Consider the following 24,694-nt stretch of genomic DNA (forward strand, 5'->3'; position numbering starts at 1 on the left):
GGCGCCCCCTTCTCACAGGTCTGCCCCGGAACCTGCCCAGATCGAGTGCCCGATTCCTGCCCTGATCGCCCTTGCCGACACCTCATCGGTAATCAGCCTGCTGCCGGGCGCCTCAGGACGGGCCGGGCTCGCCCCACTCCCGGACGCGCTCCAGCACGTCGGCGAGCAGCCGTGGCGTCGGCGTGATGCGCAACGTCTCGTCGATCTCCCGCTCGGCCCAGTCCCGATGCCGCCGCTCGGCCTCCGCGTCGACCGCCACCCGCGCCTGGACCAGCAGGAAGTTGAGCCGGGACGCGACCAGCATCGAGAAGTCCGCCATCCGCCGCACCCGCCCCGGGCCGCCCGCGCGCACGTACGCCTCGTACATGGCTCGCATCGCGCCGAGGTCCGGGTCGGGGCCGTCGCAGAACCAGTCGAACAGCGCCCGTGCCAGCTCCCGTCCGGGCGCGGCCGGGCCGAGGTTGTCCCAGTCGACGACCACCAGGTCGCCTCCGGGGCCGGTCAGCACGTTCTCCGGGTGCAGGTCGCGATGGCAGACGATCAGCTCGCCCGGATCGGCCGGTGTGACCGCCGCCGACAACTCGGGCAGCCGGTCCAGCACTTCGGCGAGCCGGCCGTCCCACGCCGCGCCGGTGCCGGTCACCGCGTCCCAGTCGGGTCCGTCGGCCAGGCGGTCGTACCAGGAGGCGGGCGGGCCGCCGTCCGGCTCGCGCGCCGCCGCCGGGGCGCACGTGTGCAGGCGCGCGAGCAACGTCCCCAGTTCGTACGGCGTGCCCGGCGCGGACAGCTCGACCGGCCGCAGGTCGACCCAGTCGTACAGCCGCAACCACACCCCGGTGGGTGCGGTGATCAGGTGCCGCCCGTGACGGTCGGCCCGGTTGCCCGGCAGCCGTACCCCGGCCTCGGCCGCCCGCCGTGCGAACGCCAGCTCCGCCTCCAGCAGCGCGCCGGACGGCGGCTCGGCGAAGATCTCCTTGAGCGCGTACCGCGCCGGACCGGCCTCAACCCGCCAGATCTGCCCCAGCGCGCCGCGCGGCCCCGGCGAGATCGTGACGTGCCCGTCCCACCCGAACGCCTCCCGCACGTACGGGATCAGCTCATCCCCGCTCGCCGCCATCCCCGGGCTCCTCCTCCCGCGCCCGCCACCGCGCCGCGTCCTGGTACGCCTTCGTCACCGCCACGATCATGGCCGCCTGCGCGGCGACCACCAGCATCAGCCAGAGGACGCCCCCACCCGCGAAGACGAGCAGCCCCAGCAGCGCGACGACCGTGAACACCCATCCGCCCACCGACCCCGGAAGCCTCAAAACCGGCTCTCCCATACGTACCAGGGGCCTTCGAGGTGCGTGTACGCCGTGTGGGACTCCTCCGGCGGCCGGCCACCGGGGCTCCACGCGAAGCCGTACTGGTCGAGCAGGCCGGTGTCGCTCACCAGGAAGCGTGCCCCGCCCTCCATCCGCCCGATCGCCGTCAGGGGGTACAGGCCCACCCATCGGTCGTCGTACCGGGCGGGCCCGCGCTCCGCCGCGACCGTACGGGCGAACTCCTCCAGCCCCGCCTCCGACAGCGCGAACCGGACACCGAACGGCGCCCCGGTGAACACCAGCGCGCCCACGATCACGCCCATCAGCGGCGCGGCCACCCAGCGGAACCAGTGACGACGCAGCCCGGGACGTCCGTCCGAACGCAGCAGCGCCACCACGAACCGGGCGATCCAGACGACCCCGACGCCGACGGCGAGTGCGAGCCCCGCGAGCAGGAGCATGACCGGCCCTCCGCCAGGCATGCTCGTGTGATGCAGCACGATCAGCCCCACCACGGCGACCAGCGGAAGCAGCACCCTGCCGGGCGGGCCGACCAGGGTCTGGGTGAGCGCCGGTAACGGGGGTTGTGTCCCGGTGTTCTCGGACATGCTCGATGGTAGCGCGACGGCCCGGCCTCGCCCCGGCTCGTCGTGCTCGACAGCGGGACGGCCGCGCGTCCGTTACAGCAGCTGAGAGCGGTCGAGGGCGGCCCTCTTCCTGACCTCGGAGAGGAAGACCTCCGTGTGGCGGTGGGAGCGTCGCGGGCGGTTGGGCTCGCGGCGGGCCGGGGCGTCGGCGTGCTGCGCGAACGTCAGCCAGCAACTGCGGATGCCGTAGAGCAGGTTCTCCAGCAGGTCGAGGGCGGGACGGGCCGGGTTGAGCGGGGTGATGGGCAGGTAGACGGTGCTGGGCCCGAGGCCGAGTTCGGGATGGTCCGTGCGGGCCTGGGCGATCAGCTCCTCGGCCACGCCGATGCGGTTCTTGGCCTCGGTGACGCCGTAGAGGTGGCCCTCGGCGACGTGGAGCGCGTTGCGGATCATGGGCATGACCGCGTGGCGGGGCGAGGCGCCGCCGCCCATCGCGGAGATGACCTCGGTCAGGCTCTCCTGGGCCGGGGCCTTGATGTTGTCGACCTCGGAGATCGTCTGCATGGGGTGCAGGCCGGTGTGCCGGGCGCTGACGGTCGTGGCGGCGTAGAGCCAGTGGGCCGCCGCGATCGCGGCGGCGGTCGGATCGATCTTCGTGAACAGCGACTCGGTGCCGAACGGATGCTGGTGCAGCAGGCTGTCGGCCTGGGCGACCTGAAGGGGCGAGGCGTCCTCGCGGCTGAGCATGACGGCCTGCTGGGCGAGGGCGGCCGGATCGCCGAGCTCGGCGTTCTCGATGGCGGCCAGCTCGGCGGTGACGTCGGTGGCGACGCAGGAGGCCAGCCGGGCCTGGTTGATCGTGTGCAGGGTACGGCCCACGCGGTGGGCGACCTCCTCGACCCGGGTGGAGTAGAGAGTGAGCGCGCCGTTGGCCGGCCGGATGGGCGCCATCAGGGCCGGGATGACCGCCGCGAAGGCGTCGCGCTCGGCCTGACGCTGCCAGCCGACGCTGTTCGGCCCGTGCTGGTCGGCGGCGCTGGACGGGTGGGTGTAGCAGCGCCAGCAGGCGTGCGACAGCTCCGTGAGGCTCGTGGCCAGACGGAGGACGTCCGGACTCGACGGCACTTGCTCCGCCACGGTGGTGGCGATGTCGCCGATCCCCGTACCCCAAGTGGCGATGAGCGCGTGGCGGGTGTGGTCGACGGCGAACCGGGTCACGGAGGCTCCTTAAAACGGGGGGTGTGGGGGAGCGTGATGACATGCTCAGGATGCTTGATCGGGCGTTGTCGTGGAGGGCGTTTCGCATTGTTCTCGGTCCCTGATCTGCGGATTTGCCGGGAAATGCGCAAGAAGATTTTTCCGGAAGGCGAACAGGTGACGGGTCGTTGAGCACAGGAGTGGCCCTATGTCGGGACATGGCTCCTTTGAGGGGACTAAATCCGGCGCCGGGCCGGCGGCGTCGGCTCGTACGTGACGCACGGCCACGGACGCCGTCTCCTCCACCCTCGTTCCTCCTGTCTGGACCTGTTTCGGCCCGTCACTTTCGGTGGCCAATATCCGCCGACAGAGAAGAAACTTGGGCGCCGGTGTAAAGGAACACCACCCGGCGCGACCAAGATCATTCCCGGGCGGGCGTGCCGTGTGTCACCGTTTTCTCATCCGTGGGGCGCCCGCTTCCGCGTCCGGTGCGGGGACCCTTTCAAGCTGCGCGAAGGCAGGAATATGTGGACCTAGAAACACAGATCCTCAGGTTGCTGTTGCGTCTGCGGAGGCTCAGGGCAGGCGAGCGTACCGGCGGCGACGTCACCGCGACGACCGCCGGCATCAGCCAGATGCAGGCCGACATCGCCGACATCCGAGCGGAGATGAGACAGGACTTCGCCGCGCTCGGCGATGAGCTGGCAGCCCTGCGACGACACATGAACGACCACTTCACGTCCAACCGGCCGCGCTGCTGCAAGGAGCCGGCCGCCGGCTGCCCGCAGGAGGCGCCGGCGTACGACCCGAACCCGATCGTGTACTGACCCCGGCGAGAGGCCCGGCCTGAGCCGTCACCGCGCCTCGGGCCGGGCCCGGCGCCCATTGCCTGCCGGCGGTCGTCTCGGGTATACACGGGTAGCCACTATGTGCTTACAACAAGTGGGACCCGGTTCACCTCCCCCTTCCGGGCCGGCTCCCTACCGACTGCCGGCAAAGGTAGGGGTAAGTGGATGTAGAGGCGGAGATCCTGGACATCAAGCTCCGGATCCAGGCTCTGGAGGCGACGCTGTGCGGCGGCGCCGACTGCTCGGAGGCGGCGCTCGGCGTCGCCGAGGCGCGGGCCGACGTGGCCGAGTTCCGGACCGCGGTGAGCCAGGGCGTGACGGCCCTGACCGACGAACTGCTCGGCCTGGGCGGCGAGTCCGACGAGCACGTCGACGCGGTCCGGTCGAGGATCAGCAGGCGGCTCGACCTCCTCCGCTGCGAGACCCTCGACCTGGCCATCAGGCTCGACCGCCTGCTGGAGACGGACGATTCCTGACCCCCGGCGTCAGCGGCGCCGGCTCTGGGCGAGCAGCGTGCGCATGTTCGCCGGCGGACGGGCCAGCAGGTCGGCGGCGAAATGCTCCAGGATGTTGAGTATCGTCCCTTCGGGCAGGCCCTGGAGCTCGCGTTCCTTGTGCACGAACGGCCTCAGCGAGCGCCACGTCTCGACGTACCGGCGGTGCAGCAGGGTGCTCACGAACCGCCTGTCGATGATGTCGAGGTGGGCCAGGATCGCGTAGAGCTGGAAGAAGTAGCCGATGTCGTAGATCTTCCGCTGAACGTCGTCGTCCAGGCCCGAGATCCCCTTGTCGCTGGGCAGCTTCGGCAGCTCGTCACGGATGAAGGCGTAGCTGCGGTGGAACTCCAGCGATCTGAACTCCTTGAGCAGGTCGATCAGCGGCTCGACGTGGTTCCCGTGCCGCTGCGCCCTGAACTGGTGGCGGGCGATGCGCGACGAGGCCACCACCGCCGAGATGGAGACGATCACGGCCCCGACATTGATCAGCACTGAGAGGTCCATCAGGCGTCCTCGGTCAGCTCGGTCAGGAAGGTGTGGATCAGGTCGTTGACCACGTCGGGACACTGCAACTGCGGCCAGTGCCCCCGGCAGCGCGGTCTCAGGTCGACCACGGAGATCAGCGGGTTCAGCGAACGCAGGACCGCCAGGTCGGTGTCCCGCCGGCTGCGTACGTAGAGCATCGGCACCGGGCACCGCCTGCACAGGTCCGTGGGGTCGAAGCGCAGGATGTCGTGCCACAACGGCCGTACGACCTGCTCGGGGGTGCGTTCCAGCGACCGGAAGACCTCCGTGCGCCCGTCGCCGCCCGCACCTCCCGGCCCCCAGGCGTCGCTCATCGCGGCCAGGAAGTGGCCCCGCCAGTCGCCCGACGCGGACTCGTGCGCCCGTGCCTCGTTCACCCGCCTGTCGGCGGCGGTGAGCGCGAAGTTGCTGTCCAGCACCAGGACGCCGGAGACGAGCGCGGGCCGGGTCACGGCGACCAGCGTCGCGATGAGGCCGCCGGCGCTGTGACCGCCGAGGACGACCCCTCGCAGGCCCCGCGCGTCCAGGTCGGCCGCGACCGCGTCCGCCATGGCCCGGACCGAGTACGTCCCGCTCTCCAGCCCCGGAGAGCCGCCGTGGCCGGGCAGGTCGAGGCCGAGCAGCCGCAACTCCGGCCGCAGCCCCTCCCACTGCCGGACGAACTGGCCGCGTTCGCATCCCAGCCCGTGCAGCAACACCAGCGGCGGCCGGTCGGCGGCACCGGGAGGTTCCCGTTCGGTCGCGGCCAGGCGTGGAGGCGGTTTCGCATCGATGTCCGGCATCGCAGTCGTCCCGGCGGGTCTCAGCAGCGTTGCCCGTTGACGAAGCTGATCGCCGGGCTGTACGTCACCCTCTGGCAGAAGTAGCTGCCGGACGGGATGGTGATCGTCCCGTAGGTGTCGGTGCCCGATCCGGTGCATCCGCTCGCCACGATGACGTAGCCGACCAGGTCGGAGATGAGGATGCGCGATCCGCTGGAGCAGGTGTAGTTGGCGTCCATGGCCATGGCCGGAGCGACGAAGGCCGAGGTCGCCAGGACGGTGGACGCGACGACGGTGACCGTGCGCTTGAGCAGGGAGTTCACGACGTACCCCTTCCCATGGGAGGTGCGGACGCCTCCACCCGTACCCGGCCCTCGTCATGACGGACCTGCCGGCCGGCGTCCGGAAGCGGCCAATGCGGGGGTGGGCGGGTTCTCAGAGAGTTCTTAGGCGCGCTTTATGGCGGTTTTCGGTGTGATTCCTGAATATGGGAGGCATGGACGGCGTGCCGCAGGACGACGGTACGGCCGAGGCTCAAGGGGCTCAGGGGCCTCGGCGGGTCGTGGCCGGGAAGGCTCGGCGCGTTGTCGTCGGGGGTGGGGTGCTGGTCGTCGTGGCGGTGCTGGCGTACTGGCTGGGCGGCGGCGGGGGCGGCGAATCACCCGCGGCCGGGCCGAGCCCGACGCCGACGCCGAGCGCGACGCTCACCGTGACGGACGTGTTCAAACGGGTCGGGCCGTCGGTGGTGGTCATCCAGGCCGGGAAGTCGCTCGGCACGGGAGTGATCGCGGCCGAGGACGGGACGATCCTGACCGCGCACCACGTCGTCAAGAGCACGAAGGACATCGACCTCACGTTCGCGGACGGGACCAGGGCGAAGGCCGTCGTCACGGCGTCGAACCCCAAACGTGACGTCGCCACTCTCAAACCGGTGAAGCTGCCGGAGATCGTCGTCCCGGCGACGCTCGGCGGGGCCGTGGCCGTCGGGGCGCCCGTCGTGGCGATCGGCAACCCGCTGGGCCTGACCTACAGCGTCTCCACCGGCGTCGTGTCGGGCCTGAACCGCCGCGCCGACCGTACCGCCAAGGACGGCGACCTGAACGGGCTGATCCAGTTCGACGCCTCCGTGAATCCGGGCAGCTCCGGTGGGCCCCTGCTGGACGCGCGCGGGCTCGTCGTCGGGATCGTGGTCTCGATCGCCGACCCGGGAGGCGACGAGGCGTTCGCCGGGATCGCGTTCGCGGTGCCGATCGGCGCGGCCCTGGGCGGCGACGACGGCGACGGCCCACCAGGCGACGGACCCCAGCTCTGACCGCGGAAGTGACCGCGGTCGCACCCACCTGACCGAAGCGCCGAGAGAAGGGACGTCATGACCTCGACCGAGCCCCCCGCTCACCCGCTCGAACAGGTCCTGTTCGAGGTCAAACGGACGATCGTCGGCCAGGACGCGCTGCTGGAGCGCATGGCCGTGGCGCTGGTCGCCGACGGTCACCTGCTGGTGGAGGGCGTGCCGGGCCTGGCCAAGACGCTCGCGGTACGCTCACTGGCCGCCGCGATCGACGGAAGCTTCCAGCGTGTCCAGTTCACCCCCGACCTGGTGCCCGCCGACCTCGTGGGCACGCGGGTCTACCACCAGCAGTCAGGCGAGTTCAGGACGGAACTCGGCCCGGTGTTCGCGAACCTGCTGCTGGCCGACGAGATCAACCGTGCCCCCGCCAAGGTGCAGAGCGCGCTGCTGGAGGTGATGCAGGAGCACCAGGTGACGATCGGCCGGGAGACGTTCAAGGTGCCGGAGCCGTTCCTGGTCATGGCGACGGAGAACCCGATCGAGTCGGAGGGCACGTACCCGCTTCCCGAGGCGCAGGTGGACCGGTTCATGATGAAGGTGGTCGTCGACTACCCGACGCAGAGCGAGGAGCAGGCGATCGTCGAACGGGCGCTGCGCCCGCCCGAGCCGCCGCAGCCCACAGTGACGACGCACGACCTGGTCGCGATGCGGGCCCGAGCCCGGCAGGTGTACGTCGACCCGGCGGTCGTCGACTACGCCGTACGCCTGGTCGCCGTGACCCGTTCCCCGGGCACCGCCGGCCTCGGCGAGCTGGAACGGTACGTCACGTACGGGGCGAGCCCGCGCGCGTCCATCGCGCTCGTCACGGGCGCCCGCGCGCTGGCGTTCCTGCGCGGCCGCGAGTACGTCCTGCCGCACGACCTGACCGAGCTCGCGCTCGACGTGCTGCGCCACCGCCTGGTGTTGTCCTACGAGGCCCTGGCGGACGACGTCGACGCCGACACGATCATCACGAGGGTGCTCGGGGCCGTCCGGGCGCCCGACGTCGTCCTGCGGAACCGCTGAGGAGACATGGCCACCGCCCCCGAGAAACTCCTGCTCCGCCTGGAGTGGAAGGTCGTCCGCCGGCTGGACGGCCGCCTCCAGGGCGCCCACCGTACGGCCCACCGCGGCGCCGGCATCGACTTCACCGGCCTGCGCCCCTACACCGAGGGCGACGACGCCCGGCACATCGACTGGAACGTCACCGCCCGGCTGAACGAGCCCCACCTGCGCGTGTTCACCGAGGACCGCGAGCTGACGGTATGGCTGGTGCTCGACCGGTCGGCGTCGATGCTGGCCGGCCGGCCGGGGCGCGGCAAGCACGACGTACTGGCCGAGCTGGCGCTCGTCCTGGCCCGGCTGTTCGGGCGCGGCGGCAACCGCGTCGGCGCGCTGCTGTTCGACACCGGGATGTTGCGCGTCGTGCCGCCCGGCACCTCCCGGCGGCACGCGCTGCGGATCGGCGCCGAGCTGGAACGCACCGCCGCGGCGCGTCCCGGCGCCACCACGGACCTGGCCGAGATGCTGGAGGCCGCCGGACGGCTCGCGCGCCGCCGCGCGCTCGTCGTCGTGTTGTCGGACTTCATCGGCGACGGCGACTGGGAACGCTCGCTCCAGCGCCTGGCCCGGCGGCACGAGGTCGTCGCCCTGCGCATCGTGGACCCGGCCGACGACGCGCTGCCCGAGGCCGGGCTGATCGTGGTCGAGGACGCCGAGACCGGCGAGCAGCTCGTCGTCGACTCCACCGACCCGCTGCTCAGGGTGCGTTTCCGGGAGGCCGTGGACGCCCGCGACACCCGGCTCGCGGCGGGCATGCGCCGGGCCGGGGTGCCCGTCCACCGGGTCGGCACCGACCGCGACCTGGCCGAGACGCTCGTCGAGGTCGTCGCCCGGACCCGGGACCGGTCGCCATGACCGAGATCATCGGCGACCGCCTGACCCTGTCGTCCCCGCTGCTGCTGGCCGCCGGGCTGCTCGTCACGGCCGCGCTCGCCTGGGCGGCCGTCGTCTCGGCGCGCCGCCGGAGGTCCGCGCTGGTCGCGGCGGGGGTCGTCCTGGCGCGCGGGCGGGGGGCGTACCTCGGGACCGGCCTGACGGTCGCGGGCGTCGGCGTGCTCGCGATCGCCGCCGCGGGGCCCGCGGCCATGGTGCCGGTCCCGCGGACGGCGGGCACGGTCATCCTCGCCGTGGACGTCTCCAACAGCATGGGCGCCGACGACGTCGCGCCCACCCGGCTGGCCGCCGCGCAGCGGGCGGCCCGCGCGTTCGTGGCGGCGCAGCCCGACAGCGTGGACATCGGGGTCGTCGCGTTCGAACGGGGTGCGCTCACCACCGCGCGGCCCGACGCCGACCACTCCGTCGCGCTCAGAGCCATCGACCGGCTGAGGATCACCGGCGGCACCTCGCTCGGACCGGCCATCACGGCCTCGCTGACGGCGATCACCGGCAAGCAGGTGGTCATCGGCCGCGACGGCGCCGCGCCCGACATCGGCTACTGGCCGTCGGCGACGATCGTGATGTTCTCCGACGGGCAGAACCGGGGCGGCGACGTCGAGCAGGCCGCCGCCGTGGCCCAGAAGGCGGGCGTGCACATCCACACCGTCGGGGTCGGCACCGAGGCCGGGGCGACCGTGCAGGTGGACGGCTACCACCTGCAGACCTCGCTGGAGGCGGACACCCTCACCGCGATCGCGCGGGCCACCGGCGGCGGCTACCACCCCGCCTCCGACGCCGCCCGGCTCGACGGCGTCGCCGGCACGATCGACCTGCGGCTCACGGTCTCCGACGAGCCATTGCCGCTCGCCGGCGGGCTGATCGGGCTGGCCCTCGCGCTGCTCGGGGCCGGAGCGGCGCTCACCGTACTGCGGTCCGGACGGGTGATCTGAATGTCGTTGTCATGGCCGTGGGCGCTGCTGTCCGCCCTGATCATCCCGTTGATCTTCGCGGTCCGCTGGTGGGCGCGTCGCCGCCGCCGGCGGGCCGCCGTCCGCGTCACCTCGATCGCGCTCGTACGGGCCGCGCTTCCCGGGCGTACACGCTGGACGCGGCGGATCCCCGTGGCGCTCTTCGTCGCCGGGCTGGCGCTGCTGGCGGTCGGGGCCGCCCGTCCGCAGGCGTCGGTGCCGGTGCCGATGAGGTCGGCGACGATCCTGCTCGCGCTGGACACGTCCGGCTCCATGTGCTCCACGGACGTCGATCCCAACCGCCTCACCGCCGCCAGGAAGGCCGCCGCCGACTTCATCGAGTCGCAGCGCGGCGGCCCGCGTATCGGCCTGGTCACCTTCGCCGGCACCGCGGGCCTGCTCGTACCGCCCACCGACGACACCGACGCGCTGATCGAGGCGCTGGACAACCTCACCGTCGACCGCGGCACCGCGATCGGGCAGGCCATGCTCACCTCGATCGACGCGATCGCCGAGGTCGATCCGTCGGTGGCCGCAACCGGCGCCACCCCCACCACCGCGGACCGGGGGTACGCCGGCGCGGCGATCGTCGTGCTCACCGACGGCGCCAACACCCAGGGCGTCGACCCGCTCACGGCCGCCCAGGAGGCGGCGCTGCGCCGCGTACGGGTCTTCACCATCGGCTTCGGCACCACGAACCCGGTCCCGATGGTCTGCGACAACTCGCAGTTCGACGGCCGCGGCTTCAGCGCGTGGGGCGGCGGGTACGGCGGGCGCGGCGGCTTCGACAGGGGCCGCAACCCCCGTGTCATCGACGAGCCCACCCTGAAGGAGATCGCCCGGACGACGGGCGGCTCCTACCACCGCGCCGAGAACGCCGGCCAGCTCCAGACCGCCCTCAACGCCCTGCCGGGCTCCTTCACCGTCATCCGCCAGCGCGTGGACACCGCCGCCGCCTTCGCCGGGGGCGGCGCGCTCCTCGTCGTCGTGGCCCTGTCACTGTCCCTCTGGTGGAACCGCCCCCGTACCTGAGTCCTCAGGGTCGGTGCGGTCGGCGAGGCGTTCGCAGCGCTGGCGGGCGGCCTGCGCGGTGCCGAGCCCCAGCCCGAAGGCGATCTCCTGCCAGGTCATGCCGCGCCCCCGGGCCATCCGCAGCAGCCCGGCCTCCAGCGCGTCCAGCTCCCCGCGGACCAGCGGGACGAGACTCAACGCCGCGGTGATGTCGGCGTGGTCCACCTCGGGCTCGCCGTCGTGCGGCGCGGCGGCCCCGCTGAGCAGGAACGACACGAGCCGTACGGCCTCGTGCGGGCCGATCGCGGACGGGTGGGCCTGCCGGGCGCGCTGCTCGTCGGTGGCCGCGTGCCGCTCGGCGATCCGGAACAGGGACGCGTGGACGCGCCGGACCCGCGCCTGCTCGGGGTCCGGCGGCGAGAAGGGGTGATGGTCAGCACTCGTGGACATGAGCCCACGATGCCTTGCGGAACGGTCTGATGTCAACGCAACGTTTTGAACAGACTGTTCAAATCTTGAGCCTTCGTTTGAAGGTTTTCCGTCTCTCTCGGGGCGGTTTCGCGTCCAGGTTTACACCGAAAGTTCAGCGATAGCGTTGAAGGAATGGACATCATGGAAATCGCCCGGCCACTCGACGGCGCGGGCATCTCGGACTTCCTGCGTTCGCTTCCCGTACGGCCGCTGCTGCTCGGCCTCGGCGAGGCCAGGCACTTCGTGGGGGAGCTGGGCGAACTGCGCAACGAGATCTTCCGGCACCTGGTCGAGCACGAGGGCTACCGGGCCTTCGCCATCGAGAGCGACTGCCTCATGGGCCTCGTCGTGGACGAGTACGTCACGACCGGCACGGGCACCCTCGACGACGTCGTGGAACGCGGCTTCAGCCACAACTTCGGCGCCTCCCCGGCCAACCGCGAGCTCGTACGCTGGATGCGCGCCTACAACGAGGAGCATGAGGAGAAGATCCGGTTCTTCGGGTTCGACGGCCCCCTGGAGTACTGGGCGGCGAGCCCGCGCCAGGCCCTCACCGGCCTGCACGCCCTCCTCGGCGGCCCGCTCCGCGACACCGTGGTGACCAGGGAGACCCTCGACACGCTCCTGGGCCAGGACGACCGGTGGGCCGACGAGGCCGCGGCCATGGACCCGTCCCGGTCGATCGGACGGTCCGCCGAGGCCCAGCGGCTGCGGGTGATCGCCGACGACCTGGCGGCGCTGCTCGACACACAGACGCCGCAGTTGGGCGCGCGGGACAGGGAACGGGCCGAACTGTACGCGCGCACCGCCGTCGGCCTGCTCCGCTACCACCACTGGATGGCCGACGACTCCCCGGAACGCTGGACCCGGCTGTCGGCGCTGCGGGACGCCATGATGGCGGCCAACCTCCAGGCCGTCGCCGAGCACGGCCCGGTCCTGGTCTTCTCCGCCAACCTCCACCTGCAGCGTGCCAAGAGCGTCATGCCGCTCGGCGAGCAGCGGCTGGAGTGGTGGAGCGCGGGTGCGATCACCGCCACCCGCCTCGGCGACCGGTACGCCTTCCTGGCCTCCGCCTTCGGCACGGCCGCGGGCGCCACGCCGCCCCCGGACACCGTCGAGGGCATCCTGTCCACGCTCCCGTGGGACCACTCCGTCGTCGACGCCCGCCGCCTGGCCGAGTCCGTCGTCGAGTCCGGCGCTGAGTCCGCCGCTGAGTCCGGTGCCGCGCCCGCCAAGCGGGTCTCCCACGACTTCGCCTATTTCCCGCTGGACCCGGACCAGCTCGCCGGGATCGACGGGATCGTCTTCCTCAAGGAGGTCGGCCCCTGGGGCTGAGCACCGGCGTGCCGGGACAGCAAGATGGCCCCTCCCGAGAAGGGAAGGGCCATCAGGTGGACGTGAACTGCTGAAGGAACGGCCTAACGGGAGGAGTCCCACGCCATTTCCATGTCGTCCATCCCCGCGTACGGGTCGTCCATCTCGTAGTCGCGCTCAGGCTCGCGCGTCTCGTAGGAGGGCTGATCCATTTCCTGCCTGATCTGCTCCTCGGGCTCCCAGCCGCGGTCGGGCTGGAACCTGTGATCGGGCTGGAACCTGTGATCGGGCTTGAAGCCGTGGTCGGGCTTGAGCCCATGGTCATGCTTGAAGCCGTGGTCGGGCTTGAAGCCGTGGTCATGACCGTGGCCGTGATCGTGGCCCGGGTGGTGCGGCCTCTTCCCCGGACGGCAGTGGTGCCTGTTCTTCCCGGGCGGGCAGATGTCGTGCGGCTTCTGCACCACGCGGATCGTGGCCCTCGCCGGGTTGGAGGTCAGGTTTCCCGCCTTCGCCACGGCGGTGTTGGTGATGGTGAAGCGGCAGCCCCGGTGGCAGTCCGGCCTCCCACCGGTACGCGACGGCACGATGAAGGTGCCCGTACAGGTCGTGGACTGGCCCGGCTCCAGGGTCGTGGTCTCGCAGACGATGTTCCGCACGCGGTTGTCGTTGATCCGGAGGTTGTCCGCCGTCTCGTTCGAGTTGTTCCTGACGTCGTAGCGGTAGGTCACCCTGTCCCCGGGCCGGTACACCCGGGAGTCGTCGACGCTCTTCTCCAGTTCGAGCATGCCGCGCTCGTTCTCCACGCGGATGATGGCCTCCGACGGCGGCGACGAGACCTCGGTCGAGTCCCTCCTGCCCCTCGCCACGGCGATGTTGAGCACCGTGCCGCGCTCGGCGTCCTCCTCGGTGACGGTGTAGGTGCCCGTGCAGGTCGTGGACCGGCCCGGCTCCAGCGTCGTGCTCTCGCAGACGACGTTCTCCACCAGGTTGTCGTCGATCCGGAGATCGGTCAGGGTCTGGCCCGAGTTGTTCGTGACGACGTAGCGATAGGTGACCGTGTCACCGGGCATGTAGATCCGGGAGTCGTCGACGGTCTTGTTCAGGTCGAGCGTCGCGCGCTCGTCCGAGACCTCGATGGTCACCTCCGACGGCGGCGAGGTCACCTCGTTCGAGTCCGCCATGCCGGTGGCGACGGCGGTGTTGGTGACGAAGCCGCGCTCGGCGTCCTCCTCGGTGACCGTGTACGTGCCGCGGCAGATGATCCGCTCCCCGACGTCCAAGGTGCTACGTGGGCAGATCACCTCCTCGACCACGTCGTCCTCGATCGCCAGGTCGGTGATGTTGATGTTGCCGGTGTTGGTCACCACGTACTCGTAGGGCACCTCGGTGCCCACCGGGACCTGGTCCGGAAGGTCGGCGCCCGCGGCGACGCGCTTCGTGAGGTCCAGCTCCGGCCGTTCGACCACCGGGCGGACGACCACGTTGCGAATCAGGTGGACGTCGTTGAACAGACCGGTGGAGGCGCCGAACCCGAACTTGTACGTCGCGGGAACCGGCGTCGGCGCGGGCGTGGTCAGCACCTGCTGCATGCCGTTGCCGTCGTTGAAGTCGATCGACACCGTGACCACGGGGTTCGGCGCCGGCGAGATCCGTACGTTGACCCTGCGGCGCGACTCCTCGAGGACCTCCTGCGCCTCCTCCGGGTCGTTCGGCACCGACATGGTCGGGCCCTGGAGCTCGCCCGGCAACGTCGAGGGCCACGGCCCGGTGGTGGTGAAGTTGTCGGTGGTGGCGGTCAGGAAGCAGTAGCCCGCCGTACCGTTGCCGGGCCCGCGCAGGGTCACCATGTTGGGACCCGGAGCCGGGATCCGGAACGCCGTACCGGCCGGCGAACGCTGTGCGCAGGTACGCCCGCGCTGCTCCCAGTCCCCGAAGTAGTTGCCGAGGACGTCCAGGCCGACGCCGAGGTAGCCCCGGTCGACGCCGGGCTCGAACTCGTTGGCCGGGTTGTCGTCGGGCAGCTTCTGCGCGTACCCGAGACTGCCGCCGAACGCGCCGGGACGGTTCAGCGTGACCGAGCCGTCGATGAGGAAGAAGGAGATGCCGTCAGCGGGCACCAGCGTGTCGCTGCCGTACTGCCACTGGTCGAAGGTGACGTCCACGCCCTGCTCGGCCGGGATCGCCTCGTTGTACAGTGCGGCGGCCGTCTGGTCCAGATCGGCGCTGGTCAGCTGGAGGTAGCCGAACGGGGCTCCTCCGGTCGGCGGCACGGGACCCGCGGCGTCCGCCGGGCATCCGCCGAGAGGATGGTTGCCCGGACCGGGCGGCGGGGCTGCCGGAGCACCTGTCAGACAGGCCGACCCCACGCCGATGAACTGCGGGATCGCGGTGGCTCCGGTGAAATCGTCATCGACGATCGGCACCGGTTGCGCGGCCGCCGGCTGCGCGGGCTGGAGCGCGACTGCCATCGCGCTCATCAGGAGCATGCTGGATATGGCTGCACGTCGTTTGGGGCCAGGTGTTCTGGTCACCGGCCCCGACAAGCCAGAGCGTATCTTCACGATTACAGAACGTAGCTATGCGCACTTGTGAAGAGCCCGACCGACATAGCAAACGATCACCCACGAATGTGACCATTCTCTTTACGGGCATACCGGTTTCCTCGATCATTCCGCTCTTTCGAGGGAAAGTCGCGTAACCCGGCCCGGCATTTCGCATGATGAAGACGGTCACGCTGCGTGAGTAAGAACCAGGTCAGCCGGTGAGCTCGCCCAGCCGGCGCAGCGCGGTCAGCCCCGGCATGAAGCAGTACTCGCCGCCGCGGGTGACGACGAAGCGCGGCAGGCCGACCAGACGCCGCCGTACGGGACGCCGGGGGATCGTGAAGTCGCCGGAACCGTCGGCGGCGCCGACGACGGGGTCCCTGGCGTCGCCCGCGCCGAAGAATACGCCGTCGTTCATCCATTGCGACTGGACGAACTCGAACTGCCGCCCGAGATGGGCCCCGACGAAGGTGAACATCAGGCCCCGGTCGGCCCCGTCGTCCTCCAGGACGCCTTCGGGCAGCGGCGGGCCGTACGCCGTCCCGCGCCGGATCATGCGGTGCAGCCGCGGCTCTCCGGCGACCGAGGCGTCACGAGGATTGCCCCGGCGGATGTGGCATCCGCAGGGGGTGATGAAGCCGGTGGGGTCGTCCCGTTCGTACAGAAAGGTGTTGTTGCGGGTGCGGTCGGATCCGAGGGCGGGGTCGTCGCGCAGCGGGCTGAGCGCCAGCGGCGCGCCGCCGCGCCAGCGGCCCATGATCTTCGCGGCCAGCAGTTCCTCGTCCTCGGGGCCGGTGGAGTTGTCCCTCAGGTACTGCCGGAACAGGGCCACGCGCTGGTGGAGCTTGCGGAAGACCACGTAGGAGCCGTTGCGGCCGAGCACTTCGGGCCGCGTGGACTGGATGCCGCCGAGTTCGTCGCGGTAGCCGAGCACGAACTCGCCCGCCTTGAGCGCCGTCTCCAACGGGTTGGAACCGGCGGTGCCGCTGCCTTCGACGGCGGGATGGCTGATGCCGTCGCGGTAGCCGAAGGGCTCGGTCTCGGTGGGCAGCGCATGGCAGTTCTGCCGCCAGACGGCCGTCACGCCCGGCAGGGCTTCATAGGCGGGTCGGGCACGATCGACCGCGGCCTCCAGCCGCGCACTGTCGGGCGCGAGCGCCACCAGGACCACATGGACGCCGGACGTGCCGAGCGGCGCCTCCCAGTGCTCGGGGCCGCTCTCGGCGACGTCCCCCAGCGCCGCGGCCCGTGCGGCCATCCCCTGCCGGAACTCCCAGGCGAAGGTGTCCAGCGACTCCTGAGGAACGCCGAGCGCCCGCAGGCCGTGGTAGGTGAGCGCGATGCTGACCCAGGTCTCGCCCAGCGGGCTCACCGTGCCGGCGGCCGAGGTCACCACCGCGCTCGCCCGCCGCATCAGCTCCCGTCCCTGCTCGCGGTCGTCGATGCGGAACAGGATGTAGGTCGCCGCGTACGGCGTCGGCCGGGGGCTGAGGACACCACGCTGGATGTCGTGCAGTTCGAGCGTGGACCGCGTCTGCTCGCTCATCGGAACGGCCTCCCCGCCCGCGCTCACGTCATCTCGACGAGGTTGCGCCAGAAAGTGCGCAGGCTCTCGTCGACGCCGAACAGCGAGCTGAAGATCGTGCTGTCGGCCAGGATCACGTCGCCGGCCCGGTCGCCCGCGGGCGGCATCCACAGGAACATGTCGAACTCGGTGTTCCCCGCCTCGGTGAACGGGTTCGGCGGCCTGGACAGGTCGACCGACTGCCTGCCGAGCACCTGGACGACGTCCGGATCGTCGGTGGTCACGGCGTAGTGCGGCAGATGCATGTGGAAGTTGAAGCGGGTCACGCCCCGCAGCCAGCCCTTGGTGTCCAGGTCCTCGGCGATGGACAGCGGGGCGCTCCTGTTGCCGTCCACCACCGCGGGGCGCAGGCCGTAGCGGTTCTCTACCGGTACGCCCAGGCCCGCCATCAGCGACCGGGTGTACCGTCCGAAACGCTGCTGGCGCGGCACCAGCGCGTCGCCGTGGTGGTGGTACTCCAAGTCGCGCACCGTCAGATCGTCCGACGCGCCGACGTCGTGGTGCGGCCCGAGGGCCAGGCAGGTTCCCTCCCGGCGGAGGAAGTCGCGCAGCGCCTCGATCTCCGCGGGGGTCGCGTCCTGCCCGGTGATCATGTGATCCAGGCCCCAGACGAACAGGGTGTCGGTGTCGGCCAGTACGCGTTCGTCCAGCGGCGTGTGAAAACCCGCCTGATCGACACGCTGGTACACGGGCACCTGATAGCCGGTGGTCTCCTCGACGAACTGCTGGAAAGGCCGCCAGCCCCAGAAGAACAGTTCCAGCCCGCCCGCGATGCCCTGCTGGAAACGCAGCGGATCCGCCCACTGCGGGTCCTCGTACGCCGGCCACTGGACCCGGCGGATCTCGGTCATCGTGGAGAACCGGTTGTCCAGTACGGTCACGTCCCGGCCCGCCTCGGCCGGGAAACTCCACGCCACGTAAATGCTCATCCGGCGCCGACCGGCGCGGTACGGGCGCGGCAAATGGTTCTGGTTGTAGGTGCGCGCGGTGGCGGACTCGCTCATCTCATCTCCAGGAGACACCGGTGGACGTCACTGCAACTGGTCGAGCATCTCCGACAACGCGCTCTTGATTCGCAGTGCCTTCTTGACCTCGTCGGCCGTGACGTACGGATACTCGCCGTACTCGATGAAGCTCGGGCAGTGGTGTTCGCGGACGAACCTGACGAAGGCGTCCGGGTTGGTCTTCCAGTCCTCGGGAAAGCCCTCAAGGTTCTCGAAGGCCGTGTTCACCCCCGCCCGGGTGAACAGGGCGATGGCGTCCTCGGTGTACTTGTCGAAGTCGGTGTCGAAGATCCCCTGGTACATGAAGCGCGTGTCGTCGTCGAAGAGCACCCAGCGCAGGTAGTGCAGCTTCAGGGGCGCGAGCAGGTCCGGGTCGTCCTCCAGCGCCTTGGCCAGCGTGTGGCCGTAGCCGCGGATCGCGTCGGCCCGGCCGGGTTTGACCTTCGCGATGATCGTGAACCCGTAGCAGGCCGGGCTGCGCGGGTAGACGGGGCCGTACTTGCCCTGTTCCAGGTGGCTGGTCTCCTTGGGGAAGACGGCCGCCTGCGGCTTGATCTCCATGCCGATCCCTCCGTGGCTGTGCTCCGGGGGAAGGGGAAATCATCCTCTAAGTGACGATCCTGCCACGATGGAGCTTTGTGCGGCAAGCCGTCCGTCACAATCCGTCGAGATGACCATGACAGTGCGTCACCTTCCGGTGTCGCGGATGCCCGGTCCGGGTGTGCCGTCCAGGTAGGCGAGCACCGCGCGGACTCGGCGGTGGCCGGCGTCGTCCGGGGCCAGGCCGAGCTTGGCGAAGATGTTGCCGATGTGCTTGTGGACGGCGTTGTCGGAGATGCGCATCCGTTCGGCGATGGTGGCGTTGTCGTGGCCCTGCGCCATGAGCGCGAGCGACTCCCGTTCGCGGGCGGTGAGGGTGTCCAGGGGGTCGTCGGCGCGGCGGGCGAGCAGCTTGGCGACCACTTCGGGGTCCATGGCGGTGCCGCCGGCCGCGACACGGCGCAGGGCGTCGACGAACTCGGCGACCCGGCCGATGCGGTCCTTGAGCAGGTAGCCGATGCCGCCGCGGCCGTCGGAGAGCAGCTCGCCGGCGTACTCGCGCTCGACGTACTGCGAGAGCACCAGGACCGGCAGCGCGCCGTGCTCGCGGCGGGCCCGCAGCGCGGCGTGGATCCCCTCGTCGCGGAACGTCGGCGGCAGGCGTACGTCGACGACGGCGATGTCGGGCCGATGCTCGGCGACGGCGAGGAGGAACGCCTCGCCGTCGCCGACCACCGCCGCGACGTCGCAGCCCTTCGCCGCCAGCAGCAACTTCAGGCCATTGGCCAGCAGGACGTTGTCCTCGGCGATCACGACCCGCACGGGACCTCCTGGACGATCATCATGCGCACGGCATCCGGACGGCGAGCGTGGTGGGCCCGCCCGGCGGGCTGTCGAGCCGGACGACGCCGTCCAGGGCGGCGACCCGGCGGCGTATCCCGGGGATCCCGGTGCCGCGCGTCTCGTCGGCGCCGCCCTTGCCGTCGTCGGTGACCTCGATGGTCAGTACGTCGCCGGCACGTTCGATCCGGAGGGCCGCCCGGGTGGCGGCGGCGTGCTTGGTCACGTTCGTCAGCGCCTCGGCGATCACGTAGTAGGCCACCGTCTCCACGGTCGCCGGGAGCGCGCCCAGCTCGGCGAGCTCGATGCGAACGGGCACGCCCGACCGGGCGGCCAGCGTCGTCAGCGCCCCGTCGAGCCCGCGGTCGGCGAGGATCGGCGGGTAGATCGTCTGGAGCACCGTACGTAGCTCGGCCATCGCCTCCTCGGTCGTCTCGTGCGCCTGGTCGAGCAGCGCCGCGACCGTGTCCGGGTCGTCGGCGAGCGACTCGCGGGCCAGGCCCAGGTGCATGGCGATGGTCACCAGGCGTGCCTGCGTACCGTCGTGCAGATCGCGTTCGATCCGCCGGAGCTCCGCGCCATGGGCGTCGACCACGCCGACCCGGCTCCTGGTCAGTACGTCGACCCGCTCGGTGAGCCGCTCGCGGGCCGACGGCGTGAGCACCGCCAGGCACAACCGCGCGTGGAGGCGAGCCGGCATCGGGAGCACCCACCAGGCCACCGCACCGAGGACGGCGATCTGGACGGAACCCCCGGCCAGCGCGGTCACCCAATCGTCCACGGGGACGTCGAGGAACGAGAACAGCGTGGGACGCGCGTCGGCGGGAAACGCCCACCACAAGGTCATCGCCACCGCGGCGACCACGATGTTGCCCAGGCAGAGCAGGCCGGCCAGCCCGAGCGGGAACCCGACGGCGACGTGTGCGAGCGCCCAGCCGAGGTCCCGCCGCCCGCCCGGCCGGCCTTCGGCCGCGACGCCGAGCAGCCGGCCGGCCCGCCGGCGGTGCCAGGCCGCCCAGCCCTGGGCGACCGGCGGCGCGAGCAGCACCGGCAACGCGAACGCCGTCACCACGGCGGTGGCCAGCGTGCCCAGCAGGTAGACCGAGCCGGAGAACGCACGGTCACGCATGCGTACCTCCTCACGACGCCGTACGGGGTTCATTATCCGGTGCCGGTCCGGGCCGGAAACTACAGCGGGCTGTACCCGCGTGCCTGCGGCCGGCTGTATCGTGCCGGAGGTCCGGGGCGAAATAGCGTCCCCGACCATGAAACCGACGTATGCCCGCGGACGCCTGGTCCCGGCCCTCGCCCTGATCGCCCTGTCCGTCGCCTTCGCACCCCCGGCCAGGGCGGACGGCGGCTCGCTCCCGGTGGGAGTGGGAGGCGGCCCGTCCTCGTCGCTCGACTGGAAGCCCTGTTCCCAGGGCGCCGACGACGCGATCGGCGGTGAGCTCGACCGGGCGGGCGCGCGGTGCGCGGAGCTCGCCGTCCCGCTCGATCACTCCAGGCCCGGCGGCCCTACGATCACGCTCGCGCTGTCCCGCCTCCCCGCCGCCGACCGCGCCCATCGCATCGGCACCATGGTGCTCAACAGCGGCGGGCCCGGCGAGAGCACGCTGGGCATGCCCCTGCGGACGCGCGCGGCGATGAAGGACGTCGCCACCCGTTACGACCTCATCGGCCTGGACCCGCGCTTCGTCGGACGCAGTACGCCGCTCGACTGCGGCTGGCCCGTCGGCCTGTGGGTCCGTTCGGCCGGGGCGACCCGCGCCCGGTTCGATCATCAGGTGGCGGTGCAGCGTGACCTGGCCGAGCGCTGCGCCCGGCGGCACGCCGACGTGTTGCCGTACGCCAACACGCGCGACACGGCCCGCGACATCGACCTCGTCCGCCGTGCCCTCGGGGAGCGCCGGATCTCCTTCCTCGGCTACTCCTACGGCGGCTATCTGGGCGCGGTCTACACCCAGATGTTCCCCGGCCGTACCGATCGGGTGGTGCTGGACAGCGCGGGCGACCCGGACAAGTGGGGCCCCAGGGCGACGCGGGGCACCGAGGACGAGGCGGAACGCGCGCTGCGCGGCTGGGCGGCCTGGGCCGCCGGACGTCACGGCACGTACGGCCTCGGCGCCACCACCGCCCGTGTGCTCGCCACCGTGGACTCGATCGTCGCCGCCGCGCAGGAGCGCCCGCTGCGCGTCGGACGGTTCGAGGTGGACGACCAGGCGGTGCCGTACCTGCTGTCCGTCGGGTCCGGCGACGACCGTCCCGCGGCCCGCGCGGAGTTCGCGTCCACGGTCCGGACCCTGAACGAGGCCGCCCACGGCCGCCCGGCCGAGCCCGGCGCCGAACTCGCCGGATTCCTCGCGTTCGTCCTGACCAGCGCCGGTTCGCCGTTCGCCGGGCCGACCGCCGCGATCGTCTGCGGCGACCGTGCCGCGCCGCGCGACCCCGACACCTACTGGAACGACGTCCAGCGCAGCCGTGCGCGCCACCCGCTCTTCGGCCCTCTCAAGAACAACATCTGGCCCTGCGCCTTCTGGCCGAACGAGCCGCGCGAGCCCCTCACCCATGTCGCCAACCCCACGCCCGCGCTGATCGTGTCCGCCACCGGCGACACCGCCACCACCTACGAGGGCGGCAAGGCCATGCACCGGGCGCTGACCGGCTCCCGTCTGCTCACCCTGCGCGGCGCCACCGCCCACGGGATCTACGGCGAACACGGCAACGCCTGCGTGGACGCCAAGGTCAACGCCTACCTGGCCACCGGCGTCCTCCCCACCGCCGACGTGACCTGCGTCAGTGATTGACGCGGGACGGGTGAGGCGTCGGTGTAGCCGTGGCGCGATGCACCCTTCACCTTCAGGTCATATCGCACAGAGTATCTAATTAGTTACGCTCAGCACGCAATCGGGCGGTGGCCACCGAACCCCTCCACGACTCCCGTTCCGCACCATCGGCCCCGGCGGCCAGGCCCCGGGGCAGTAGCGAAACCGAGGTGACCGGGTGCACCTGACCCCGCACGAACAAGAACGGCTGATGATCCACGTGGCCGCGGACGTGGCCCTCAAGCGTAAGGGGCGAGTGAAGCTCAACTACCCGGAGGCGGTCGCGATCCTGACCTCCTGGGTTCTCGAAGAGGCGCGCGCCGGCAGGACCGTGACGGACCTCATGGCGACGCAGCAGCCGCCGGTGCTCATGCCGCACGACGTCATGCCGGGGGTCGCGGAGATGATCGCCGACCTCCAGATCGAGGCCACCTTCCCCGACGGCACCAAAATGGTCACCCTCCGCGAGCCCATCCCTCTGGCGCCCACGCCGTTGCCCCGCATGGCCGCGAAGGGGAGGCAGGGTCCGCCCGGCGCGATCGACTTCTCCCCTCAGGGCAGTGTGAGCTTCAACGACGGCCGCCCGATCACGACCGTACGGGTCACCAACACCGACGACCGGCACATCCAGGTCGGCTCCCACTATCACTTCTACGAGGCCAACTCCCGCCTCGACATCCAGCCCGACCGCAACGCCGCGTACGGCAAACGCCTGAACATCCCCGCCGGCGGCTCGGTGCGCTTCGCCCCCAACATGCCGCAGGACGTGGAACTGGTGCCCATCGAGGGCCGGCGCATCATCGCGGGCCTGAACGGCAAGGTCGGAGGCCCTCTCTGATGTCCCTCACGCGCGAACAGTACGCCGACCGGTTCGGCCCGACGACGGGGGACTGCGTCCGCCTGGCCGACACCGACCTGTGGATCGAGATCACCGAGGACTGGGCCGGCGGTCCCGGCCGCAGCGGCAACGAGATCCTCTTCGGCGGCGGCAAGGTGGTCCGCGAATCGATGGGTCAGTCACTCGCGCCACGCGACAGCGCGACCCCCGGCGCACCGAAACCGCCCGACACCGTCATCACCGGCGCGCTCATCCTGGACCACTGGGGCGTGGTCAAGGCCGACATCGCCATTCGCGACGGCCGCATCGCCGCGCTCGGCAAGGCCTACAACGACGAGACCATGAACCGGCTGCACGACGGCCATCCCGTCGCGACCGACTTCCTGATCGGCCCCGAGACCGAGGTCATCTCGGGCAACGGCAAGATCCTCACCGCGGGCGGCGTCGACACCCACGTGCACTTCATCTGCCCCGAGCAGATCCACGAGGCGCTCGCCTCCGGCGTCACCACCCTGATCGGCGGCGGGACCGGCCCCGCCGACGGCACCACCGCCACCACCGTCACGCCCGGCGCCTGGCACCTCGACCGGATGTTCAAGGCGCTGGACGCCTTCCCGGTCAACATCGGGCTGCTCGGCAAGGGCAACACGATGTCCACCGAATCCCTCCACAACCAGGTCAAGGCCGGCATCCTCGGCTTCAAGATCCACGAGGACTGGGGTGCCACCCCGGCGGTCCTGCGCCACTGCCTGGAGGTGTGCCGGACGACCGGCGTACAGCTGGCCCTGCACGCCGACACCCTGAACGAGGCCGGCACCGTCGAGGACACCATCGCGGCCATCGGCGACGAACCCCTCCACGTCTTCCACATCGAGGGCGCCGGCGGCGGCCACGCCCCCGACATGATCAAAATGGCGAGCCTGCCCAACGTGCTGCCCGCCTCCACCAACCCCACCCGCCCCTACACGCGCAACACGGTCCCGGAGCACCTCGACATGGTGCTGATCGCCCATCACCTCAATCCGCAGGTGCCCGAGGACCGGGCCTTCGCCGAGTCGCGGATCCGGCCCGCCACGATGGCCGCCGAAGACCTCCTGCACGATCTGGGCGCCATCTCGATCATGTCGTCCGACGCCCAGGCGATGGGCCGCATCGGCGAGATGATCATCAGGACCTGGCAGACCGCGCACATGATGAAACTCCGGTGCGGACCGCTGGCCGGCGACCGGGGCGGCGCCGACGAGACCGACAACCACCGCGCCCGCCGCTACGTCGCCAAATACACCATCAACCCGGCCGTCGCGCACGGCATCGACCACGAGATCGGTTCGGTGGAAGTGGGCAAGCTGGCCGACCTCGTGCTGTGGGAGCCGAAGTTCTTCGGCGTGAAACCGCACCGGGTGATCAAGGGCGGCCAGATCGCGTACGCGCAGGTCGGCGACGCCAACGGCGCCATCACCACGCCGCAGCCGATCCTGCCGCGCCCGATGTGGGGCTCGACGGGCCGCGCCCCCGGCGCCAACTCCGTCAACTTCGTCAGCGAACACGCGATCGCGGCCGGTCTGCCCGGCCGGATCGAGGTGGACAAATCGTTCACGCCCATCCGCGACACCCGCGGGGTGTTCAAGCAGGACATGCTCCGGAACGACGCCACCCCCGCCATCGACGTCGACCCCGACGGCTACGAGGTGCGGATCGACGGCCGGCGCATCGACTACTCCGAACCCCCCACCGAACTGCCGATGGCGCAGCTCTACTTCCTGTTCTGATC

At 71.1% G+C, this 24,694-nt stretch carries 25 protein-coding genes; 11 read left to right on the plus strand and 14 right to left on the minus strand.

Features of this window, described 5'->3' with window-relative positions; translation table 11 throughout:
- Nucleotides 1–112 precede the first annotated feature (112 nt).
- From DMB42_RS48500 to DMB42_RS48515, 4 genes are all read right to left on the minus strand, one after another.
- A complete protein-coding gene (locus DMB42_RS48500) occupies nt 113–1,117 on the minus strand; it encodes a phosphotransferase enzyme family protein (RefSeq protein WP_125647647.1) in 1,005 nt (334 codons plus the stop codon).
- Nucleotides 1,098–1,307: a hypothetical protein gene (locus DMB42_RS48505; RefSeq protein ID WP_125647650.1), complete on the minus strand. Its 210-nt coding sequence runs from the start codon at nt 1,305–1,307 to the stop codon at nt 1,098–1,100. Before DMB42_RS48505 ends, DMB42_RS48500 begins: the two co-directional genes overlap by 20 nt.
- Nucleotides 1,304–1,912, minus strand: coding sequence for a hypothetical protein (locus DMB42_RS48510; protein ID WP_125647653.1), 609 nt, complete (start codon nt 1,910–1,912; stop codon nt 1,304–1,306). Before DMB42_RS48510 ends, DMB42_RS48505 begins: the two co-directional genes overlap by 4 nt.
- A 72-nt stretch (nt 1,913–1,984) precedes the next feature.
- Nucleotides 1,985–3,109 (minus strand): hypothetical protein, encoded by a 1,125-nt coding sequence (locus tag DMB42_RS48515; RefSeq protein WP_125647656.1) that lies wholly within the window; start codon nt 3,107–3,109, stop codon nt 1,985–1,987.
- Between the two features lie 506 nt (nt 3,110–3,615).
- On the opposite strand from DMB42_RS48515, the gene DMB42_RS48520 reads away from it, so the two are divergent.
- The gene (locus DMB42_RS48520) at nt 3,616–3,915 is read left to right on the plus strand and encodes a hypothetical protein (protein ID WP_185845260.1); all 300 of its coding nucleotides are present in this window, start codon (nt 3,616–3,618) and stop codon (nt 3,913–3,915) included.
- A gap of 182 nt (nt 3,916–4,097) precedes the next feature.
- Complete coding sequence (locus DMB42_RS48525) at nt 4,098–4,412, plus strand: hypothetical protein (RefSeq protein WP_125647662.1); 315 nt, start codon at nt 4,098–4,100, stop codon at nt 4,410–4,412.
- A 9-nt stretch (nt 4,413–4,421) separates the two neighbouring features.
- On the opposite strand, the gene DMB42_RS48530 is transcribed toward DMB42_RS48525, so the two are convergent.
- From DMB42_RS48530 to DMB42_RS53880, 3 genes are read right to left on the minus strand one after another with little or no spacing between them, the layout of a single operon-like run.
- The gene (locus DMB42_RS48530; protein WP_125647665.1) at nt 4,422–4,937 is read right to left on the minus strand and encodes a hypothetical protein; all 516 of its coding nucleotides are present in this window, start codon (nt 4,935–4,937) and stop codon (nt 4,422–4,424) included.
- Nucleotides 4,937–5,740 carry an alpha/beta fold hydrolase gene (locus DMB42_RS48535; protein ID WP_185845261.1) on the minus strand — a complete coding sequence of 268 codons (804 nt, stop codon included), beginning with the start codon at nt 5,738–5,740 and terminating at the stop codon, nt 4,937–4,939. The genes DMB42_RS48530 and DMB42_RS48535 overlap by 1 nt, the downstream gene beginning before the upstream one ends.
- A 20-nt stretch (nt 5,741–5,760) precedes the next feature.
- Nucleotides 5,761–6,042, minus strand: coding sequence for a hypothetical protein (locus tag DMB42_RS53880; protein ID WP_185845262.1), 282 nt, complete (start codon nt 6,040–6,042; stop codon nt 5,761–5,763).
- Nucleotides 6,043–6,215: 173 nt separating this feature from the next.
- Between DMB42_RS53880 and DMB42_RS48540 the strand changes: the two genes are divergently transcribed.
- The 5 genes from DMB42_RS48540 to DMB42_RS48560 are packed head-to-tail and all read left to right on the plus strand — an operon-like array spanning nt 6,216 to nt 10,984.
- Nucleotides 6,216–7,031 carry a S1C family serine protease gene (locus DMB42_RS48540; RefSeq protein ID WP_125647671.1) on the plus strand — a complete coding sequence of 272 codons (816 nt, stop codon included), beginning with the start codon at nt 6,216–6,218 and terminating at the stop codon, nt 7,029–7,031.
- Between the two features lie 57 nt (nt 7,032–7,088).
- Complete coding sequence (locus DMB42_RS48545) at nt 7,089–8,072, plus strand: MoxR family ATPase (protein WP_125647674.1); 984 nt, start codon at nt 7,089–7,091, stop codon at nt 8,070–8,072.
- A gap of 6 nt (nt 8,073–8,078) precedes the next feature.
- Complete coding sequence (locus DMB42_RS48550) at nt 8,079–8,963, plus strand: DUF58 domain-containing protein (protein WP_125647677.1); 885 nt, start codon at nt 8,079–8,081, stop codon at nt 8,961–8,963.
- A complete protein-coding gene (locus DMB42_RS48555; RefSeq protein ID WP_260478380.1) occupies nt 8,960–9,934 on the plus strand; it encodes a VWA domain-containing protein in 975 nt (324 codons plus the stop codon). The genes DMB42_RS48550 and DMB42_RS48555 overlap by 4 nt, the downstream gene beginning before the upstream one ends.
- Nucleotides 9,935–10,984 carry a VWA domain-containing protein gene (locus DMB42_RS48560; RefSeq protein WP_125647680.1) on the plus strand — a complete coding sequence of 350 codons (1,050 nt, stop codon included), beginning with the start codon at nt 9,935–9,937 and terminating at the stop codon, nt 10,982–10,984.
- Here the strand turns inward: DMB42_RS48560 and DMB42_RS48565 are convergent.
- A complete protein-coding gene (locus DMB42_RS48565) occupies nt 10,949–11,413 on the minus strand; it encodes a DNA-binding protein (protein ID WP_125647682.1) in 465 nt (154 codons plus the stop codon). The genes DMB42_RS48560 and DMB42_RS48565 overlap by 36 nt on opposite strands.
- 153 nt (nt 11,414–11,566) lie before the next feature.
- Between DMB42_RS48565 and DMB42_RS48570 the strand changes: the two genes are divergently transcribed.
- On the plus strand, nt 11,567–12,769 hold the full coding sequence (locus tag DMB42_RS48570) for an erythromycin esterase family protein (RefSeq protein ID WP_125647685.1): 1,203 nt from the start codon (nt 11,567–11,569) through the stop codon (nt 12,767–12,769).
- An 83-nt stretch (nt 12,770–12,852) separates the two neighbouring features.
- Here DMB42_RS48570 and DMB42_RS48575 read toward each other — a convergent pair whose 3' ends face one another.
- From DMB42_RS48575 to DMB42_RS48600, 6 genes are all read right to left on the minus strand, one after another.
- On the minus strand, nt 12,853–15,225 hold the full coding sequence (locus DMB42_RS48575) for a DUF11 domain-containing protein (RefSeq protein ID WP_125647688.1): 2,373 nt from the start codon (nt 15,223–15,225) through the stop codon (nt 12,853–12,855).
- A gap of 277 nt (nt 15,226–15,502) precedes the next feature.
- The gene (locus tag DMB42_RS48580) at nt 15,503–16,837 is read right to left on the minus strand and encodes a Dyp-type peroxidase (protein WP_125647691.1); all 1,335 of its coding nucleotides are present in this window, start codon (nt 16,835–16,837) and stop codon (nt 15,503–15,505) included.
- Between the two features lie 23 nt (nt 16,838–16,860).
- Nucleotides 16,861–17,880, minus strand: coding sequence for a hypothetical protein (locus DMB42_RS48585; RefSeq protein WP_185845263.1), 1,020 nt, complete (start codon nt 17,878–17,880; stop codon nt 16,861–16,863).
- A gap of 27 nt (nt 17,881–17,907) precedes the next feature.
- The gene (locus DMB42_RS48590; protein ID WP_125647694.1) at nt 17,908–18,441 is read right to left on the minus strand and encodes a hypothetical protein; all 534 of its coding nucleotides are present in this window, start codon (nt 18,439–18,441) and stop codon (nt 17,908–17,910) included.
- Between the two features lie 126 nt (nt 18,442–18,567).
- The gene (locus tag DMB42_RS48595; protein ID WP_125647697.1) at nt 18,568–19,242 is read right to left on the minus strand and encodes a response regulator transcription factor; all 675 of its coding nucleotides are present in this window, start codon (nt 19,240–19,242) and stop codon (nt 18,568–18,570) included.
- 19 nt (nt 19,243–19,261) lie between these two features.
- The gene (locus DMB42_RS48600) at nt 19,262–20,389 is read right to left on the minus strand and encodes a histidine kinase (RefSeq protein ID WP_260478381.1); all 1,128 of its coding nucleotides are present in this window, start codon (nt 20,387–20,389) and stop codon (nt 19,262–19,264) included.
- A gap of 136 nt (nt 20,390–20,525) precedes the next feature.
- On the opposite strand from DMB42_RS48600, the gene DMB42_RS48605 reads away from it, so the two are divergent.
- The 3 genes from DMB42_RS48605 to DMB42_RS48615 all read left to right on the plus strand — a co-directional run bounded on the left by DMB42_RS48605 (nt 20,526) and on the right by DMB42_RS48615 (nt 24,692).
- Entirely contained in the window at nt 20,526–22,067 is a 1,542-nt protein-coding gene (locus tag DMB42_RS48605) for an alpha/beta hydrolase (RefSeq protein WP_125647703.1), read from the plus strand.
- A gap of 196 nt (nt 22,068–22,263) precedes the next feature.
- Nucleotides 22,264–22,923: an urease subunit gamma gene (locus tag DMB42_RS56205; RefSeq protein ID WP_125647706.1), complete on the plus strand. Its 660-nt coding sequence runs from the start codon at nt 22,264–22,266 to the stop codon at nt 22,921–22,923.
- Nucleotides 22,920–24,692: an urease subunit alpha gene (locus tag DMB42_RS48615; protein WP_185845266.1), complete on the plus strand. Its 1,773-nt coding sequence runs from the start codon at nt 22,920–22,922 to the stop codon at nt 24,690–24,692. The genes DMB42_RS56205 and DMB42_RS48615 overlap by 4 nt, the downstream gene beginning before the upstream one ends.
- Nucleotides 24,693–24,694 lie beyond the last annotated feature (2 nt).

It is taken from the genome of Nonomuraea sp. WAC 01424 (assembly GCF_003947315.1).
GTDB classification, from domain to species: Bacteria; Actinomycetota; Actinomycetes; order Streptosporangiales; family Streptosporangiaceae; genus Nonomuraea; species Nonomuraea spiralis.

Bases quoted from the DNA above. Each gene is read 5' to 3' on its own strand.
- DMB42_RS48500 (WP_125647647.1), bottom strand. From the start codon at position 1,117: ATGGCGGCGAGCGGGGATGAGCTGATCCCGTACGTGCGGGAGGCGTTC.
- DMB42_RS48510 (WP_125647653.1), bottom strand. From the start codon at position 1,912: ATGTCCGAGAACACCGGGACACAACCCCCGTTACCGGCGCTCACCCAG.
- DMB42_RS48530 (WP_125647665.1), bottom strand. From the start codon at position 4,937: ATGGACCTCTCAGTGCTGATCAATGTCGGGGCCGTGATCGTCTCCATC.
- DMB42_RS48535 (WP_185845261.1), bottom strand. From the start codon at position 5,740: ATGCCGGACATCGATGCGAAACCGCCTCCACGCCTGGCCGCGACCGAA.
- DMB42_RS48540 (WP_125647671.1), top strand. From the start codon at position 6,216: ATGGACGGCGTGCCGCAGGACGACGGTACGGCCGAGGCTCAAGGGGCT.
- DMB42_RS48545 (WP_125647674.1), top strand. From the start codon at position 7,089: ATGACCTCGACCGAGCCCCCCGCTCACCCGCTCGAACAGGTCCTGTTC.
- DMB42_RS48550 (WP_125647677.1), top strand. From the start codon at position 8,079: ATGGCCACCGCCCCCGAGAAACTCCTGCTCCGCCTGGAGTGGAAGGTC.
- DMB42_RS48555 (WP_260478380.1), top strand. From the start codon at position 8,960: ATGACCGAGATCATCGGCGACCGCCTGACCCTGTCGTCCCCGCTGCTG.
- DMB42_RS48560 (WP_125647680.1), top strand. From the start codon at position 9,935: ATGTCGTTGTCATGGCCGTGGGCGCTGCTGTCCGCCCTGATCATCCCG.
- DMB42_RS48565 (WP_125647682.1), bottom strand. From the start codon at position 11,413: ATGTCCACGAGTGCTGACCATCACCCCTTCTCGCCGCCGGACCCCGAG.
- DMB42_RS48570 (WP_125647685.1), top strand. From the start codon at position 11,567: ATGGACATCATGGAAATCGCCCGGCCACTCGACGGCGCGGGCATCTCG.
- DMB42_RS48575 (WP_125647688.1), bottom strand. From the start codon at position 15,225: ATGAGCGCGATGGCAGTCGCGCTCCAGCCCGCGCAGCCGGCGGCCGCG.
- DMB42_RS48580 (WP_125647691.1), bottom strand. From the start codon at position 16,837: ATGAGCGAGCAGACGCGGTCCACGCTCGAACTGCACGACATCCAGCGT.
- DMB42_RS48585 (WP_185845263.1), bottom strand. From the start codon at position 17,880: ATGAGCGAGTCCGCCACCGCGCGCACCTACAACCAGAACCATTTGCCG.
- DMB42_RS48590 (WP_125647694.1), bottom strand. From the start codon at position 18,441: ATGGAGATCAAGCCGCAGGCGGCCGTCTTCCCCAAGGAGACCAGCCAC.
- DMB42_RS48600 (WP_260478381.1), bottom strand. From the start codon at position 20,389: ATGCGTGACCGTGCGTTCTCCGGCTCGGTCTACCTGCTGGGCACGCTG.
- DMB42_RS48605 (WP_125647703.1), top strand. From the start codon at position 20,526: ATGAAACCGACGTATGCCCGCGGACGCCTGGTCCCGGCCCTCGCCCTG.